Annotated in this window: 12 protein-coding genes; 5 read left to right on the plus strand and 7 right to left on the minus strand. The window is 44.5% G+C overall.

Annotation, left to right across the window (positions count from 1 at the left end; genetic code table 11):
* Positions 1-16: 16 nt before the first annotated feature.
* Positions 17-1,741 carry an ABC transporter ATP-binding protein gene (locus J7529_RS06740; RefSeq protein WP_318728347.1) on the plus strand — a complete coding sequence of 575 codons (1,725 nt, stop codon included), beginning with the start codon at positions 17-19 and terminating at the stop codon, positions 1,739-1,741.
* A 20-nt stretch (positions 1,742-1,761) separates the two neighbouring features.
* On the opposite strand, the gene J7529_RS06745 is transcribed toward J7529_RS06740, so the two are convergent.
* From J7529_RS06745 to J7529_RS06755, 3 genes are all read right to left on the minus strand, one after another.
* Positions 1,762-2,205, minus strand: a complete 444-nt coding sequence (locus tag J7529_RS06745) for a DUF6036 family nucleotidyltransferase (RefSeq protein ID WP_413038825.1) — start codon at positions 2,203-2,205, stop codon at positions 1,762-1,764.
* Entirely contained in the window at positions 2,159-2,362 is a 204-nt protein-coding gene (locus J7529_RS06750; RefSeq protein ID WP_271943898.1) for a hypothetical protein, read from the minus strand. The genes J7529_RS06745 and J7529_RS06750 overlap by 47 nt, the downstream gene beginning before the upstream one ends.
* Before the next feature lie 107 nt (positions 2,363-2,469).
* Entirely contained in the window at positions 2,470-2,814 is a 345-nt protein-coding gene (locus J7529_RS06755; protein ID WP_278003187.1) for a c-type cytochrome, read from the minus strand.
* A gap of 447 nt (positions 2,815-3,261) precedes the next feature.
* On the opposite strand from J7529_RS06755, the gene J7529_RS06760 reads away from it, so the two are divergent.
* The 3 genes from J7529_RS06760 (at position 3,262) to J7529_RS06770 (ending at position 9,780) form a co-directional block, all read left to right on the plus strand.
* Positions 3,262-5,232: a cation:proton antiporter gene (locus J7529_RS06760; protein ID WP_318728349.1), complete on the plus strand. Its 1,971-nt coding sequence runs from the start codon at positions 3,262-3,264 to the stop codon at positions 5,230-5,232.
* A 207-nt stretch (positions 5,233-5,439) separates the two neighbouring features.
* A complete protein-coding gene (locus J7529_RS06765) occupies positions 5,440-5,724 on the plus strand; it encodes a hypothetical protein (protein ID WP_318728350.1) in 285 nt (94 codons plus the stop codon).
* Positions 5,725-5,946: 222 nt separating this feature from the next.
* Complete coding sequence (locus J7529_RS06770) at positions 5,947-9,780, plus strand: sugar-binding domain-containing protein (RefSeq protein WP_318728351.1); 3,834 nt, start codon at positions 5,947-5,949, stop codon at positions 9,778-9,780.
* Here the strand turns inward: J7529_RS06770 and J7529_RS06775 are convergent.
* Positions 9,759-11,045 carry a glycosyltransferase family 4 protein gene (locus J7529_RS06775; protein WP_318728352.1) on the minus strand — a complete coding sequence of 429 codons (1,287 nt, stop codon included), beginning with the start codon at positions 11,043-11,045 and terminating at the stop codon, positions 9,759-9,761. The two genes, J7529_RS06770 and J7529_RS06775, sit on opposite strands and share 22 nt — an antisense overlap.
* Complete coding sequence (locus J7529_RS06780) at positions 11,042-11,767, minus strand: FkbM family methyltransferase (RefSeq protein WP_318728353.1); 726 nt, start codon at positions 11,765-11,767, stop codon at positions 11,042-11,044. The genes J7529_RS06775 and J7529_RS06780 overlap by 4 nt, the downstream gene beginning before the upstream one ends.
* 98 nt (positions 11,768-11,865) lie before the next feature.
* On the opposite strand from J7529_RS06780, the gene J7529_RS06785 reads away from it, so the two are divergent.
* Positions 11,866-12,897: a glycosyltransferase family 2 protein gene (locus tag J7529_RS06785; protein ID WP_318728354.1), complete on the plus strand. Its 1,032-nt coding sequence runs from the start codon at positions 11,866-11,868 to the stop codon at positions 12,895-12,897.
* Positions 12,898-12,900: 3 nt separating this feature from the next.
* Here J7529_RS06785 and J7529_RS06790 read toward each other — a convergent pair whose 3' ends face one another.
* Together J7529_RS06790 and J7529_RS06795 are read right to left on the minus strand one after the other, a co-directional pair.
* On the minus strand, positions 12,901-13,782 hold the full coding sequence (locus J7529_RS06790; protein WP_318728355.1) for a sulfotransferase: 882 nt from the start codon (positions 13,780-13,782) through the stop codon (positions 12,901-12,903).
* Positions 13,783-13,812: 30 nt separating this feature from the next.
* Positions 13,813-14,580: a methyltransferase domain-containing protein gene (locus tag J7529_RS06795; protein ID WP_318728356.1), complete on the minus strand. Its 768-nt coding sequence runs from the start codon at positions 14,578-14,580 to the stop codon at positions 13,813-13,815.
* Positions 14,581-14,658: the final 78 nt, after the last annotated feature.

Genomic DNA, 14,658 nt, shown 5'->3' on the forward strand with positions numbered 1-14,658 from the left:
AAAGGACAGACCTAGGGTGAAACCTCGCTCAAGCTATTACGATTTAATTCCCTATCTTCGCCAAGAGTGGCAAACGATCGCCCAAGCCCTGGTGTGTACTCTTCTATTTACGGGCTTTTGGCCGATTTTAGCCCAACTGGCTGGGGAGATTGCCGAGTTGATAGGTCAAGGTTTGGTGGTGGAAATTGCCCAACTCGCGGTGATCGCGGCTGGGGTTTTTCTCTTGCGAGGCTTGGCACAATATGGACAAGATGCCTTAATGGCCAAAGCGGCTTTTCTCATTGCCCGCGATTTACGCCAAGAAGTCTATAGCCATTTGCATCGCTTGAGTTTAGATTACTTTGAAACGGCCAAAACTGGCGATTTATCCTATCGTCTCACTGAAGATGTGGACCGCATTGGGGAAGCCATTAACAAGATTTTTCACCAATTTCTCCCCAGTATTCTCCAGTTAATTGTAGTCATTGGTTATATGGTCTACATTAACTGGCAACTGACCCTAGCTGTAGCGATTGTTGCCCCCTTAATGGCCCTTTTGGTGGGATGGTTTGGGGAAAAATTGCTTCAGTATTCTCGCCGCAGTCAAAATCGAGTCTCAGATTTAGCGTCTTTGATTTCCGAAGTTTTGGGAGGTATTCGCTTAGTAAAAGCCTTTGGTGCAGGAGATTATGAGGTCGATCGCTTTAGTGTCCAAGCCGAACGCAATCGCCGCGCCAAGTATAACGCCGAACGATTAAAGGCCATTCAGTTTCCCGTGGTCGGCTTTCTAGAAGCCATGAGCATTATCTTCCTCTTATTCCTGGGAGGATGGCAAATTCAACAAGGAAATTTGACCGGCAATGGATTTTTACGCTATGTAGTCGCCACAGCCATGCTTATCGATCCCATTTCCTTTGCCACGAGTAATTTTAACGAATTTAAGCAAGCTGAAGCTTCTGTAGACCGGGTATTTGAGTTAATGAAAATTGCGCCCCAGGTCGTCGAGAGTGCAGAGGCGATCGCCTTACCCAGAGTTGAAGGAACGGTAGACTATAACCACGTTTATTTTGCTTATGACAGCCAGAAACCCGTCTTACAAGGCTTAAGTTTTCAGGTTAACCCCGGCCAAGTCATTGCCTTAGTGGGGCCTTCAGGAGCAGGGAAAACGACACTGGTTAATCTGCTTTTACGGTTTTATGATGTGCAGAGCGGTGCAATTCTCATTGATGGAGTGGATATCCGCAAAGTTACCTTAAACTCCCTACGGCAACAAATTGGTATCGTGCCCCAAGAAACTATCCTATTTTCTGGCACAGTCGCCCAAAATATTGCCTTTGGTCAAAAAGAATTCAATCTTCACCAAGTCGAAGCAGCGGCTAAAATTGCCAATGCTCACCCATTTATCGAGCAACTGCCTGAAGGATATCAAACTTGGATGGGAGAGCGAGGAATGACCTTATCCGGAGGACAACGACAGCGAGTGGCGATCGCCCGTGCAGTCTATCTTAATCCTCGAATCTTAATTCTCGATGAAGCCACATCTGCCCTAGACTCAGAATCAGAAAGTCTAGTACAAGAAGCCCTAGAGCGAGTGATGCACAATCGCACCGTCTTTATTATTGCTCACCGTTTAGCCACCGTACGCCGAGCCGATCGCATCCTAGTCGTTGAACAAGGTCAAATTGTGGAGTCAGGAACCCATCAGGAACTCTTGGATAAAGGCGATCGGTATGCTCTGTTTCACGCTCGCCAATTCAATTAATGTAGGTAATGGGTAATGGTTTATTCAAGGCTTAGATTTTCAAGATCTGCTAGATCTTGGGTTCGCCCAGAGGCCCGTTTATTTTTCTTCAGATTTTCTAGGTCGATAAATTTGACAGTTATACTATCAATCTCAAGCTCCAACCGCTCTTGATAACAGGTTTTGAAATCAATACCGTCAGGGGTTGTCAGGAGATCAATGCGATTTGGCGGATCACCCAACTCGATGATTTGGTCTGGTTCCAGAAAATCTTCTGGTTTTAGACCGAGTGACCCAAAACCGAAATCGCTTAAGGATTGAATAAGCTTCTGGGCGTTTTCCAGTTCCATTTCAATCCAAATATCAATATCTTTGGTGTAGCGAGGATAACCGTGAGCAGCAACAGCATAGCCTCCAACGATAAGATATCGCACATCATTACTGTTTAATGATTCGATAAACTCTCTGAAGTCGGGGTTGAGCATTGTATTTCCATTGATTATATTCTTGACGGATTTGTTCGAGGGTCGCCAGGCACTCAGTAGGATGGCGTGTTTGCCAGTAGGTCAAGTCTTTGGGTTGCTGCTTTTGGTTGACTTTGGTATAAGTCATGGAAATGGTGCGTTTTGCTGGTGGGGTCATGGGGATAATTAACAATGAGTGCTGAGGGACTAATTGTAACGTAGTTCGACGGACTTGATTCAAATCATTCCAGTCGCACCATTGCCTTTTGCCTCTTGCCTTACCTACTACAGAGACTCTAAGTAACTCAACAAATCTGCCATCACTTCCGGACTCGGCTGAAACTGGGGCATTGGTGGAGTTCTACCCGTGATGACTTGTTCGATTAAACGGCGCTTAGACCGATGTTCCGATACTCCTTTCAAACTCGGTCCCACTCGGCCATTGGCTTCCAAACCATGGCATCCAGCGCAATTCATTTGGAAAATCGCATGGCCCTGAACCCGATCTCCTTCCAAAGCCAATACTTCCCTCAAGTAGGGGTCGGGCCGATCTAAGTACTGGAGAGCGAAGCCCAGAAGCCCCAGCACCACGACAACCAAGACAACGATGCTCCACCAGCGTTTACTCAAGAGGGAGTCAGAGCTAGGATGATCTAATGTTTTATCACTAAACTGCTTAACCAATGGGTTTAAATAAAGAAGACGGTTTTTGGAGAAATATGAAAATTTAATAACTTACTAATAACATAACTTAAAATTTCGCAACTTCCAAACAGGTCGGGCTTACTCCATTCTGGGTCTTCCCCTGAAAATATTGGAGAAACCTGCCCAGGGAACCGATCTGGTCAAAGTGAAGAGAACACGCTAGGTTATATCTGTCTCTGACGCGATCCGAAAGCACAATTGCCTCCAGGATTACCTCTAAGCCGTGATGATTTCCCAACAAGAGTTTGTATCCAACCCGATCAAAGTCTACGTCCCTAGGGGGTCTTGCTCTATTGATTAAGAGTGGGTTCCGCCAGCGGGCTATTAATGTTTAAGATGAACATATAACGCTGAACCAGCGCAATTTCGCTTATGGAAGGATCATTTCAAATCACTCTCTTAATTATCCTCACGGTTATGGCCGGGATTAGTGCCCAAGTGCTGGCAGATTTTCTGCGCGTACCGGCGATCGTTTTCCTATTGCCCTTTGGTATTTTGTTAGGGCCAGATGGATTGGGATTGATCGATCCTCAACTACTCGGCATTGGGATTGAAGTGATTGTAGCGCTCTCGGTTGCTCTGATTTTGTTTGAAGGAGGACTGAATCTAGAGCTTCGAGATTTGGGAAAAGTGTCCGGAAGTTTGCGGAATTTAGTGACGATTGGCACATTAATTACTTTGGTGGGTGGGGGGATCTGTGCCCATTATTTGGGCGAGTTTCCTTGGGGAATTGCCTTTCTATATGCCTCGTTAGTGGTCGTGACGGGGCCGACTGTGATTTCTCCTTTACTCAAGCATGTGAAAGTCCAGCGACCTGTCGCTACACTCCTAGAAGGAGAAGGGGTCTTAATCGATCCGGTGGGGGCGATTTTGGCGGTGGTGGTTTTGGATATTATCCTCAATGGAGATGCCGATCCAATCTCCATTATCAGCGGATTGTTACTGCGCCTAGGTATTGGTGGGGCGATCGGTGCTTTGGGGGGCTGGGGACTGGGTTGGTTTCTCAAGCGCAGTAAGTTTTTATCGGAAGACTTAAAAAATTTAGTGGTTTTGGCAGGGTTGTTAGGCTTGTTTGGTATTGCCCAAACCATCCGCTCAGAGGCTGGATTAATGGCTACCGTTGTCTCTGGGATTGTGCTGCGGGGGTCTTCGCTACCGGAGGAGCGCTTATTACGACGCTTTAAGGGCCAACTGACGATGTTGGCGGTTTCGGTCTTATTTATTTTATTAGCCGCAGATTTATCGATCGCCAGTATTTTCGCCTTGGGTTGGGGCAGTGTCTGGACTGTCTTGATGTTAATGTTCGTCATCCGTCCCCTGAATATTTGGGTCTGTACCTGGACAAGCGATCTGAATTGGCGACAAAAGTTATTTTTAGGTTGGATCGGCCCCAGAGGGATTGTTTCTGCCTCTGTTGCGTCCTTATTTTCGATTTTATTGACTCAACGGGGTATTAACGGGGGAGATTCCATTAAAGCCTTGGTGTTTTTAACCATTATTATGACCGTGTTATGTCAAGGTCTAACGGCAGGATGGTTCGCTAACTGGCTACACATCACCTCAACAAAAGCCACAGGAGCAGTCATTGTAGGGATTAGCCCCTTGAGTCGATTAATGGCTCGCTTGTTTGAGGAACAAGGAGAATCCGTAGTTCTGATCGATACAAACACGGAAGCGTGCCGTCAAGCGGAAGCGGAAGGACTGCGGGTATTTGTGAGTAGTGCTTTAAATACCGCCGTTTTGGAAGAAGCGGGATTGGCTTCGATGGGGACATTTTTGGCCATGACGAATAATGGTGAGGTCAATTTTGTCTTAGCGCAACGGGCAGTAGAAGAGTTTGATCCACCCAGGGTATATGCCGTTTTTCCCCGTGATTCCCAAGGACAACAACATTCTGCTAGTCCCCAGAAGATTGCCCAGGCGTTTAGCCCAGATTTACCGATTAAGGTTTGGAATCAGTATGTGGACGAGGGTAAGGTAAAGTTGGGGGTAACCACGCTGAAGTCCGAAGGACTAGGGTTTCAACAGGCCCATTTGCAAGCCCTAATTCGCGCTGGAGAGTTGGTTCCTATTTTACTCTCTAGGGATAGCCGCCTAGAAGTGATGCCGGCTTCGGAAGAATGGCGCAGTGGCGATCGGATTATTTATTTGCTCCACGATCCAAGACCTGTTTTGTTAAAGCGTTTGTCAGGTGCTTCTCAGGCAACTCGATTATCCGTAGAGCGCTTACCGGAAGTAGAAGAAATCCCACTGACGAAAGGACAACCAGGAAAGATATTAGATGTAGTCCCCACTGAATCGAAACCAGATAAGGTATCGGATAAACAGGCTAAGGTCGGATAGGAAGATGGGGAATGGGGATAAAGGACCAATTCCCTATTCCGTCGCAAGGGGCGGTATCAATGTCAAGAATCGTGACGGTTTTATCGATGAATTATTAAATATTTTTTCAGGAATACACCGCCTCTAAGAAGGTTGGGGTTCAATGGAAGAAGTAAGGAATTTACACGAACAAAGGATTGGGCCCATTGCACGTAAGGACTTAAGGCTATGAAACGACCTTCACAACTCACGCGGTTGATTTGGGATTTTTATCGGGAAAATCAAGGAGAATTAAGGTCTTTGCTACCTTTGTCTCGATGTCAGGTGTTTAGACGGTGGGGGGTGTTACATATTCGCTGTTTGAATCGAGAGATCGCAGAGGCGATCGCTAAGGTCTATGCTTTGATTCGTGAGCCGGTCATCCAATTGAGGTTAGCCCACACGATTAAAATTCAAGTGGATCAGCGATCGATCGCGGTAGTTGATGTCCCATCTGGAGAATTAATGGCTTGATCTCTCCTGTGGTCTGCCTCAACCTGAAGATGCCTGAATAGATAAAGATGAGAATTTTTCTTGGCGATCGCTAAAACTAATTCTCATCTTTTGAGTATTGACAAAAATTACTGCATCTCATTACGTTAGATTAAACTCTGTTCATCACTCCCCTTTACCTACTTTTGTTGTTGGTGATTATCTCCGTTGAAAAAATTACTGCAATTCTTAGGTCTATTTTTGATGACCTGGATTACCTTGAGCTGTATGGGTCATTGGGGTTATCCTTCGCAACCCAACAACCTATCTGCTTGTAGAGCTGTCCAGGTTACCAGTTATCCAGCACTGACTGAAGTTCCCGAAAATGGCGATCGCTCTCAACTCTACCTGAATGGGGTTTGGGATTTTCAACCAGCGATCGCCTCTACTACCACTCCCCCTCAAAGTAATTGGGGCAAAATTCGCGTCCCTGGGGACTGGAGACGAGAAAATGCTAAATCAGTCCCCGGGGTTCTTTCTCGTGGCACTGGAGCGATATGGGAAGGGTATGATGGCAAAACATTAGATCGGGCTTGGTATCAACACTCGATTCATATTCCCCAGCAGTGGGAAGGACGCAGAATTCTTGTTAGTTTAGAACGAGTGAGTACAGACGCGAAATTATATGTGAATCAGCAAGCTTGTGGTGAAGTGAATTGGCCCTATGGTGCTGTGGATATCACTTCATTGGTTAATTCGGGAGAAGAAAATAATTTAACCCTTTTCGTCAAGGCAAACCCAGAAGCTAAAAATAATTCTGAGGAAGAAACTCGTTTAGCCTCTCGTGGATTAATTGGAGAGGTTCGGTTACTGAGTATTCCCCAAGGTGCATTTATCAGCGATGTTTTTGTACAACCTTCAACTCGTCAGCAGCAGGTACAAGTAGACGTTGAACTGACTGATATTACCCAACCAGGTTCAGTAGAGATCACAGCAATAATGCTTGATGAACAAGGTCAAGTTGAACGGGAATTTGTGGCAAAAAAGAATATTACAGCAAAAGCTGTTCAAACCCTAAATTTAGTCTGGGATTGGCAAAATCCTCGATTGTGGGATGTGGAAAAACCCAATTTATACACTTTACGGCTAAAAATGAAAGGAGCAGGAATTGAAGATACTTACGATCAATCCTTTGGCTTTCGAGAATTTTGGATTGAGGGGAAAAATTTCTACTTAAATGGGACAGAAATACGCCTGCGTCCTGTTTATCATAATGATAATTGGCAAGGTTGGGCTGTCGGTATTCCTGAAGTTATGGATCGGATGATTGAGGGATATCAATGGGCTGGGTTTAATATCGCTGAAATTTGGCCCTGGAATCATGGTGAACAGGGGCGATGGCATTTCCGGGAATTGTTCTCGGAGCAAGCTGATTTGAAGGGATTTCCGATTATGATCCCCGCTTTAGATGCAGGGATTAGTGGTTATGCTGTTAGGTGGCGTAAACCAGAAGGTAAAACACTCTGGGAATCTAGGATGGTGAATGAATTACGCCGATATCGTAATCACCCTTCTATTTTGATGTGGGCGAATAGTCCTAATTTTTTTGCCCCTAAAGGGGACGATCAAAATCCTCGAAGACTCGGAAAACGCAAGGTTCAAGGAACGCTGGGTCAAAAATGGGATAGACGATGGAGAGAGCGCAAACTCATTGGTGAAGAAGTGGTGGAAACGATTAAGGATTACGATCGCACTCGGCCGGTTTTGATTCATAATGGTGGTGCGATCGGGGATGTGTATGCCCTTAATTCTTATCTGAATTTAATCCCTCTACAAGAGCGGGAAGAATGGATTTCTAATTGGGTTAAAGAAGGGGAAATGCCTTACATGGTGGTGGAGTTTGGGACTCCTTTACATGGGGCGATGATGCGCGGCAAATATGGATTATTGAATGGATCAACGTTTGAACCGTTAATGACGGAATATAGTGCAATTTATTTGGGTAAGAAAGCCTATGAGTTGGAAACTTCTGCTTATCGTTCTCAAATTCGGGAAAAATTTGTCCAAGATCAGGTTTATGAGAGTTGGCACTTTAACCCAGAATTAGATTTTGCGCCAGCGTTTCAGGAGCTGCAATCTTTATTTAGTGCCCACACTTGGCGAAGTTGGCGCACGTGGGGAATGACTGGGGGAATGATTCCTTGGCATGATGGTCATGGGTGGCAAATTTCTGAAGAGGGAGACGAAAGGGTTTCTTTGGGGGATTTTGAATCGGGAGATCGCGGAGTTTCCCTAGACAAGATTCCCCAATATTTCCAAAGTTATTTTCAACCTCCTGGTTTTAAAATTCATCCCGGAGGTGAAGCAATTATAGAAAATAATGGCCCAACTTTAGCCTGGATTTCTGGAGAATCCGGTAATTTTGCCTCTAAAGATCATAGTTATGAAGGGGAGGGGGTTCTAAAGAAGCAAGTGGTACTGATTAATGATACTCGTGAGTCTAAATTCTTTTCTTTTGAATGGGAAATTCAGGTGGGTAACACAGTGGTCGAAAGTGGGGAAAATCAAGGAAAAATCGCCTCCGCAAAAACACTGTTTTTCCCGATTGAGGTGACTTTACCGAGGGTTGCTCAGAAGGTGGATGGAGTTATTACGCTGCAAGCTCACGTGGGGAATAGTCGCCATCAAGACCGATTTGAGTTTCGGGTATTTTCTGGGTCTTCTGAGCAGAATTTACCGGAGATCGCTATTATCGATCCGGTGGGAAAAACCACACAGATGTTGATAGGGTTGGGGTATCGGGTAACGCCTTGGGACGGTTCCCCGACTTCTAGCTTAGTGGCGATCGCCAGAGAAGCCTTATCCACTAAATCAGGATGGGGAAATCGCACGCTTAAAGGACAATTAGCCCAGTTAGAATCCTTGGTTGAGAACGGGGGGAGAGTGATGATATTTACTCAAAATCCTCAATGGATTCACGGCACTCTGGGGTTCCGTGTCGCTCCCCATCTCAGTCGTCGCGTGTTTCCGGTTCAGGACAATCATCCCATACTGCAAGGGTTGGATAGTATGGATTTGCGGGACTGGAGAGGGGAGAGTACCCTAGTTGAAGCGTATCCCGATACAACAAAGACCGAGATTAAACGCAGCCCCCCTCGTGAATTGCCTTGGTATGGTTGGCATTGGGGGAATCAGGGTGTAGTTAGTAGTGCAGCGATTGAAAAACCCCATCGCAGTTCTTGGCGACCGATTTTAGAGTCTGAGTTTGATTTAGCGTATAGCCCCTTGATCGAGTTGGATTATGGTCGAGGTCGTGTGATTTTAACAACTCTGGATTTTGAGGATGGGGTTAAGTCCGATCCAGCCGCTCGCACGTTGTTAGATCGGGCGATCGCCTATGCTGCTGAGGCTCCCCTGTCTGCTAAAGCACAAGGGGTGGTTTTTATCGGTAGTGATGCAGAAGTGCAACAATTAGACCAGTTGGGGGTAATTTATCAACGGTCAAATCAGTTAACCTCAGATGTGGATTTAGCGATTATTGGCTCGCAAGTGAGTTTAGAGAATGCAGCCATTCGCGAGTATTTACAGCAAGGGGGACGGCTGTTTTTCTTATCGAGAACGCCCCAGTCACCGAGAATTTTAGATCTGAAAATTGCTAATCAACCCCAGTTTTCCGGGTCTTTAGCGGTTCCCTCTTGGGGAGAAACAGGGGGCTTAAGTGCATCGGATTTGCGATCGCGCACCGACTATTCCGCGAATTTAATTACGTCTGGTGGTGAAATCAGCAGTGATGGGTTATTGAGTCGAGTGCAAATTGGCCCAGGGGTCGCCATTTTTTGTCAACTCGATCCTCAAAGCTTAAATGCAGATCGCTTCACCTATTTTCGCTACACACGCTGGCGATACACGAGGGCAATGAGCCAAATTTTAGCCAATCTAGGGGCCAGTTTTCGGGTAGATGGCGAACTATTTGCTAATCTACAAAAACCGCCTAAACGAGTGCATTTATCGGAACCAGTCGCCAACGAGTTTTATCATCCTGACTATCGAACGGATTTCGAGTTGGGAGATGACCCCTATCGATATTCTTTGTGGTAATTGTCGATAATTTCTGCAAACAGATTAAGATAATTGTCAGCTTGGATTTCTAAGGTGAATTCTTGTTCGACTTTCTGACAAGCGCGATCGCACAAATTCTGATAGCGCTCTTTGTCTTCTAAAACCCAGCGAATCCCCTGAGCAAGATCTTTAATCTCAAAGGCTTGGGCTAAATAGCCATTCTGCTGATGCTCGATCATATCTGGCATTCCCCCAATATTAAACGCAACTGCTGGAGTTCCACAAGCGAGGGATTCCAGAATGGTATTGGGTAGATTATCTTGAATGGAGGGTGCAACAAACAGATCTACGGCTGCATAAATCAGACTTAGAGCGAGATCGTCTTGAAATTTACCTAAATAATGGGTTTTAAATCCTAAAGCAGGTTCCTCCTGAGGACGAGATGCGCCAAAAATGACCAGTTCAATATTATCCTGCTGATGGCATTGGCTCAGGTGCTGTAAGGCGGGTTGCAGTAAGTGAAAGCCTTTGCGGGTATCGCTGGTGGCGTTGACTGCTCCAAACAAAACGAGATGTTTATCTTGAGGTAAGTTTAAGCGATCTCTAGCATAGCCGCGATAATGCTCCGCATCGCTGACGCGATCGCAGGGTTTATAAACCGTTGTATCTAACCCATTAGCAATCACTTCAATGCGCTTATCCTGAAATAAGCTACTTTTTTTCATGCAGTCTGCTAACCAGTGACTGGGAGTAATCAACGTCAGAGGAATCGCACTCCAGGCTCGTTTTTTTCGCTGCCAAATCCAACGGGATAAGTCCTGTTCTTTGCTACTCTTGAGTTGTGGACATTTGCCGCACTGTTGGATATAGCGATCGCACTCTTGCGTATAGTGACATCCTCCCGTAAACCCCCACATATCATGACTTGTCCACACCAGAGGATAGGGAAGTTTTGCTAAGGTTCCAATTTGCATAAATCCTTGGCTGATCCAATGGACATTAACGATATCTGGCTCGATCCGCTTGAGTTTAGCTACAATTCTATCGGGAACCCATTGGGTAGAAAATAAAGTCGATGGGCGATCGGTATACCGTTTCAACGGTAGTTTATCTAAGGTAGGCCCTAATTGGGAGAAGACTTTATCAAAGGGCGAAGTGTTTAAGGAGGTCGTATCACTTTTTTTCGCACTTCCCACCAACAAAGTAGTCCGATCTTCCACCCGTTTTAGACCTTGATATAAGCGATAAACGGCCACATATCCTCCCGCTCCACTATCGCCGCGACTAAGGAGTGTAATTTTCATTTTCTGATAAAAATACCATCGACTTGTAGCATTCTGCCGGTTTTTGTATCCGTAAAATCGGGACTGATTTGATGTAATTCATAACCCATTTCTTCTAGCTTATCTAACGTCTCTCGCAATAGAATTTGTCCTTCGTACAAAGGAATCAAAGATAATTCCAATTGAATGGCTTTAATTCGAGATAAAGTTGCTGTGGCTCCGGCTAGAACTTGCATTTCAAATCCTTGTACATCTAACTTGAGAAATGCTGCTTGAATATCTTGGGTTAAATAATTGGCTGCCAGGCTATCTAATGTCCTCAAAGCAACCTTTTCTTGGTTGATATACGCCGATTCTGGAGCCGCTTCCACATGGTTATCAAGCATTCCCAACACGGAACTACTGAGGGTATTGGCGGAAACGTTAATCTCGATTTCCCCATTCCGATCGCCCAGAGCACCTTGAGGGGCAATTTCCCAGAGGGGATCGGATTGACTCAGTGATTGTAATTTCGAGTGGCACTGAGCTAGGGGTTCAAAGGACACGATTTTTCCACCATAGCTAATTTCTCGTAAATAACGTGCATATTGACCAATATTGGCTCCGACATCGAAAATCAAATCAATTTGATGGTAATCTAGCAAACGTTTGAGTCGGGCAACTTGGGAAATATCTGGAGAGAATTTGTGGAGTTCGAGTTCCAGTCCTAAGCGTCTAAAGGCTTGCTTGATTTGTTTTTTCATACATCTTAAACTAAAGATTGATACAATCTAGACTATTATACTATACTGTCTGGCTGCGATTCTATTTTATTTTTAAGTAAAATAAAGGTCAACTTAATATGAGCAAAAATTCCAATATTTCTATTATTATTCCCACATTCAATCGCCAACGCTTGTTAACGCAAACGTTAGATTCAGTGCAAGCACAAACCTTTGCCCATTGGGAAGTCTGGGTTGTAGATGATGGATCTACGGATGGGACAGAACAATATGTAACGGGTATTGCAGCACAAGATCAGCGTATTCATTATGTTAAGCGCGATCTCCTCCACCGTGGCGCACCCGCTTGTCGCAACCAAGGCGTTGAACTTGCCCAAGGAGACTATATCATCTTCCTCGATTCCGATGACTGTTTAGCTCCCAGTGCCCTAGAAAACCGTTTTCAGCACATGGAACAACACCCAGAACTCGATTTTGGCGTGTTCGGCTGTATTTTATTTCGCGATCGCCCTGGAGATACTCCCCTATTATGGAATGCACCAACCCCAGAAAATGACCTCGATCGCTTCTTAGCCAACGACGTACCCTGGCAAACCACCAGTCCCATTTGGCGCAAAACAGCTCTAGAAAAATTAGGATCTTGGGATGAAACCTTAATCACAGGACAAGATTGGGATCAGCACCTACGCGCCTTAATCCTCAACTTGCAATATCAATATTTTTCTCCCCCAGACTGTTATTGGCGAATGCCCCATGCCGATACCATTGGCTCCCAATCCAAAGCTGGAAAATATTTAGAATGTCGGGAAAAACTATTACAACTCACCCAAGATCGGTTAGCCTCAGCCCAATTACTGACTCCCAAACGAGAAAAACTGCTTAGAAAATGCTACTTTTGGCTCTCAGATACTTGGATTGATGATGGCGATAAGACTCAAGCCTTTCAGATATGGCAACGCTGTTATGAACGGCAGCTCCTCGATCCATCCCTGTATCGCCAAGGATTAAGATACCTGCAAATCATTGCCACCCTACCCTCAGTCGGACGGCGAGTGGCTCGCAAAGTCATTCGGGAATGGGGAAATCAGGCGATCGTCTTTCATTCCCCCAAAACCTTTCGGAAGATTGCCCTTGACTCTAAAAGCTCTTAGACATTAAGCATGATTATTTTTAGTCTCTAAATTCTCTAAATTAATCCTCGATAGTTTTTCCAGGATATAATCTTGTTGCTCTTGGTTAAACAACTCATAGAACTTTTTCCCATTTGCACTCTTAATCGGAGCGCCCACAGATGCTTTCCAAGTCTCATCTGGCCGTACCACTTTCTGAGCCGTTTCACTATAGGCAGTCAGCATCACCGCATCAAACTCTAAACCCAGAAAATTACACAGTTGAGTTAAGACCTTCTCCGGATCGGCAACTAGTTTTTCATAACCGATCAAAATATGGTTAGGCTTATGTAAATGATCGCTAGAAAACTGCACCGACTCAATCCAAGTTTTCACACATTTATCAATCGTCCAAGGCTCTCCCCAAATATCTCTACGTTGGTGATTGTGAGAAACATCATAAAGAGAAGCCACCACATCTCCGCCATTGCGAACCAAATGAATGAATTTACTCTGGGGAATTAAATGCTCAAAAAGCTGAATATAACGAATATGTTCTGGAGACTTTTCCAGCCACACTGATTTACCTTGTGCTTCAGTCGCCTTATTAAGCGCTTCTGTAAATACAGAAACATATTCATGGATAAACAGAGGAACAGGTGAGAGTTTAGATTGAAATTCCGGCTGCCCAATTTCGTCTAAAAACCAGTTAATTTGTTTTTTTCCTTTAATTGAGGCTAAACCCAGTAAGCGACTGAGATATCGAATCCGCAGATTTTGGAACAAATGAGATTCAGGAAATGAAGCAATTTTTGGGTGCCCCCCCAAGAGACTCTGTAAAAGAGTCGTTCCCGAACGGGGGCAACCTCCCAAAAAAATAGATCGAGTAGGGTAAAAATCCATAAGATCACTCCTCATTACTGCCATAATTCCGTAATAGCAAGAATTGGAATTTAACTAGAGTTTTTTAATCGTAGCTACGACCCAATTTCCATCATAATAACACTGGACTTCTGCCTCGGAACTGAAAATTTCAGTAACATTATGTTTCGCTGATTGATTCCAGATCACAAAATTGCCATCTTGCTCATCAAAATTCCATTGATGTAAACCTTGATATTGCTCTTGTTCAGCTTCATTTTTGTGATGCATTAGAACCACAAAACCATTTTTATTGGCAACAGAAAACATATTTTTGACCACCGTTAAGGGATCATAGCTATGGTCTAAAGCATTTCTAGAGTAAGTGATATCAAAGCTTTCCGCAGAAAATAAATCTAGCAGTTTTTCTCCAACCCCAAACTCAGTTCTTACTGGTGGAGTAATATTGTATTTGTTGAGAATAACATCATACTCACGAGCCAAAGGATCGATCGCTGTAATCTTCAGTTTTTGATCCTTATAAACTTTCCCCAGTGGCGTGAACGGGCCAGCTCCAACATCCAGAATTGTAAACTCTTCTCCCTTCTGCTCCAGGGTATCTAAACATTTGGCAATTTCCGGTTGTAGATGCAAGTTAGGATCGAGTTTTTGCTTGTATTTATCCTGGAATTTTCCCAGTCCCTGAGTTGCTATATATTCATCCCAAAAGTCCACTTCACTGCCTTGGGATTTTTCCCATAATTTTTCTGTGGGATAAAAACGATTTCTCAGTTTTCGGTAATTGAGGGCAATTTTACGATAGGGCCAGAGAATAACTTTGTTAAGATAGTTGGTTGTTGACATAATCCTTGTCTCCTTCTGAATACAGTATTAATGGTTCAATTTTATCATATTCAATCTAGATTAACCAGAGCAGTGTTA

This window comes from Roseofilum sp. Guam (assembly GCF_017746735.1).
Classification (GTDB): domain Bacteria; phylum Cyanobacteriota; class Cyanobacteriia; order Cyanobacteriales; family Desertifilaceae; genus Roseofilum; species Roseofilum reptotaenium.

Bases quoted from the DNA above. Each gene is read 5' to 3' on its own strand.
- J7529_RS06745 (WP_413038825.1), bottom strand. From the start codon at position 2,205: ATGCTCAACCCCGACTTCAGAGAGTTTATCGAATCATTAAACAGTAAT.
- J7529_RS06750 (WP_271943898.1), bottom strand. From the start codon at position 2,362: ATGACCCCACCAGCAAAACGCACCATTTCCATGACTTATACCAAAGTC.
- J7529_RS06760 (WP_318728349.1), top strand. From the start codon at position 3,262: ATGGAAGGATCATTTCAAATCACTCTCTTAATTATCCTCACGGTTATG.
- J7529_RS06765 (WP_318728350.1), top strand. From the start codon at position 5,440: ATGAAACGACCTTCACAACTCACGCGGTTGATTTGGGATTTTTATCGG.
- J7529_RS06770 (WP_318728351.1), top strand. From the start codon at position 5,947: ATGACCTGGATTACCTTGAGCTGTATGGGTCATTGGGGTTATCCTTCG.
- J7529_RS06775 (WP_318728352.1), bottom strand. From the start codon at position 11,045: ATGAAAATTACACTCCTTAGTCGCGGCGATAGTGGAGCGGGAGGATAT.
- J7529_RS06780 (WP_318728353.1), bottom strand. From the start codon at position 11,767: ATGAAAAAACAAATCAAGCAAGCCTTTAGACGCTTAGGACTGGAACTC.
- J7529_RS06785 (WP_318728354.1), top strand. From the start codon at position 11,866: ATGAGCAAAAATTCCAATATTTCTATTATTATTCCCACATTCAATCGC.
- J7529_RS06790 (WP_318728355.1), bottom strand. From the start codon at position 13,782: ATGGCAGTAATGAGGAGTGATCTTATGGATTTTTACCCTACTCGATCT.
- J7529_RS06795 (WP_318728356.1), bottom strand. From the start codon at position 14,580: ATGTCAACAACCAACTATCTTAACAAAGTTATTCTCTGGCCCTATCGT.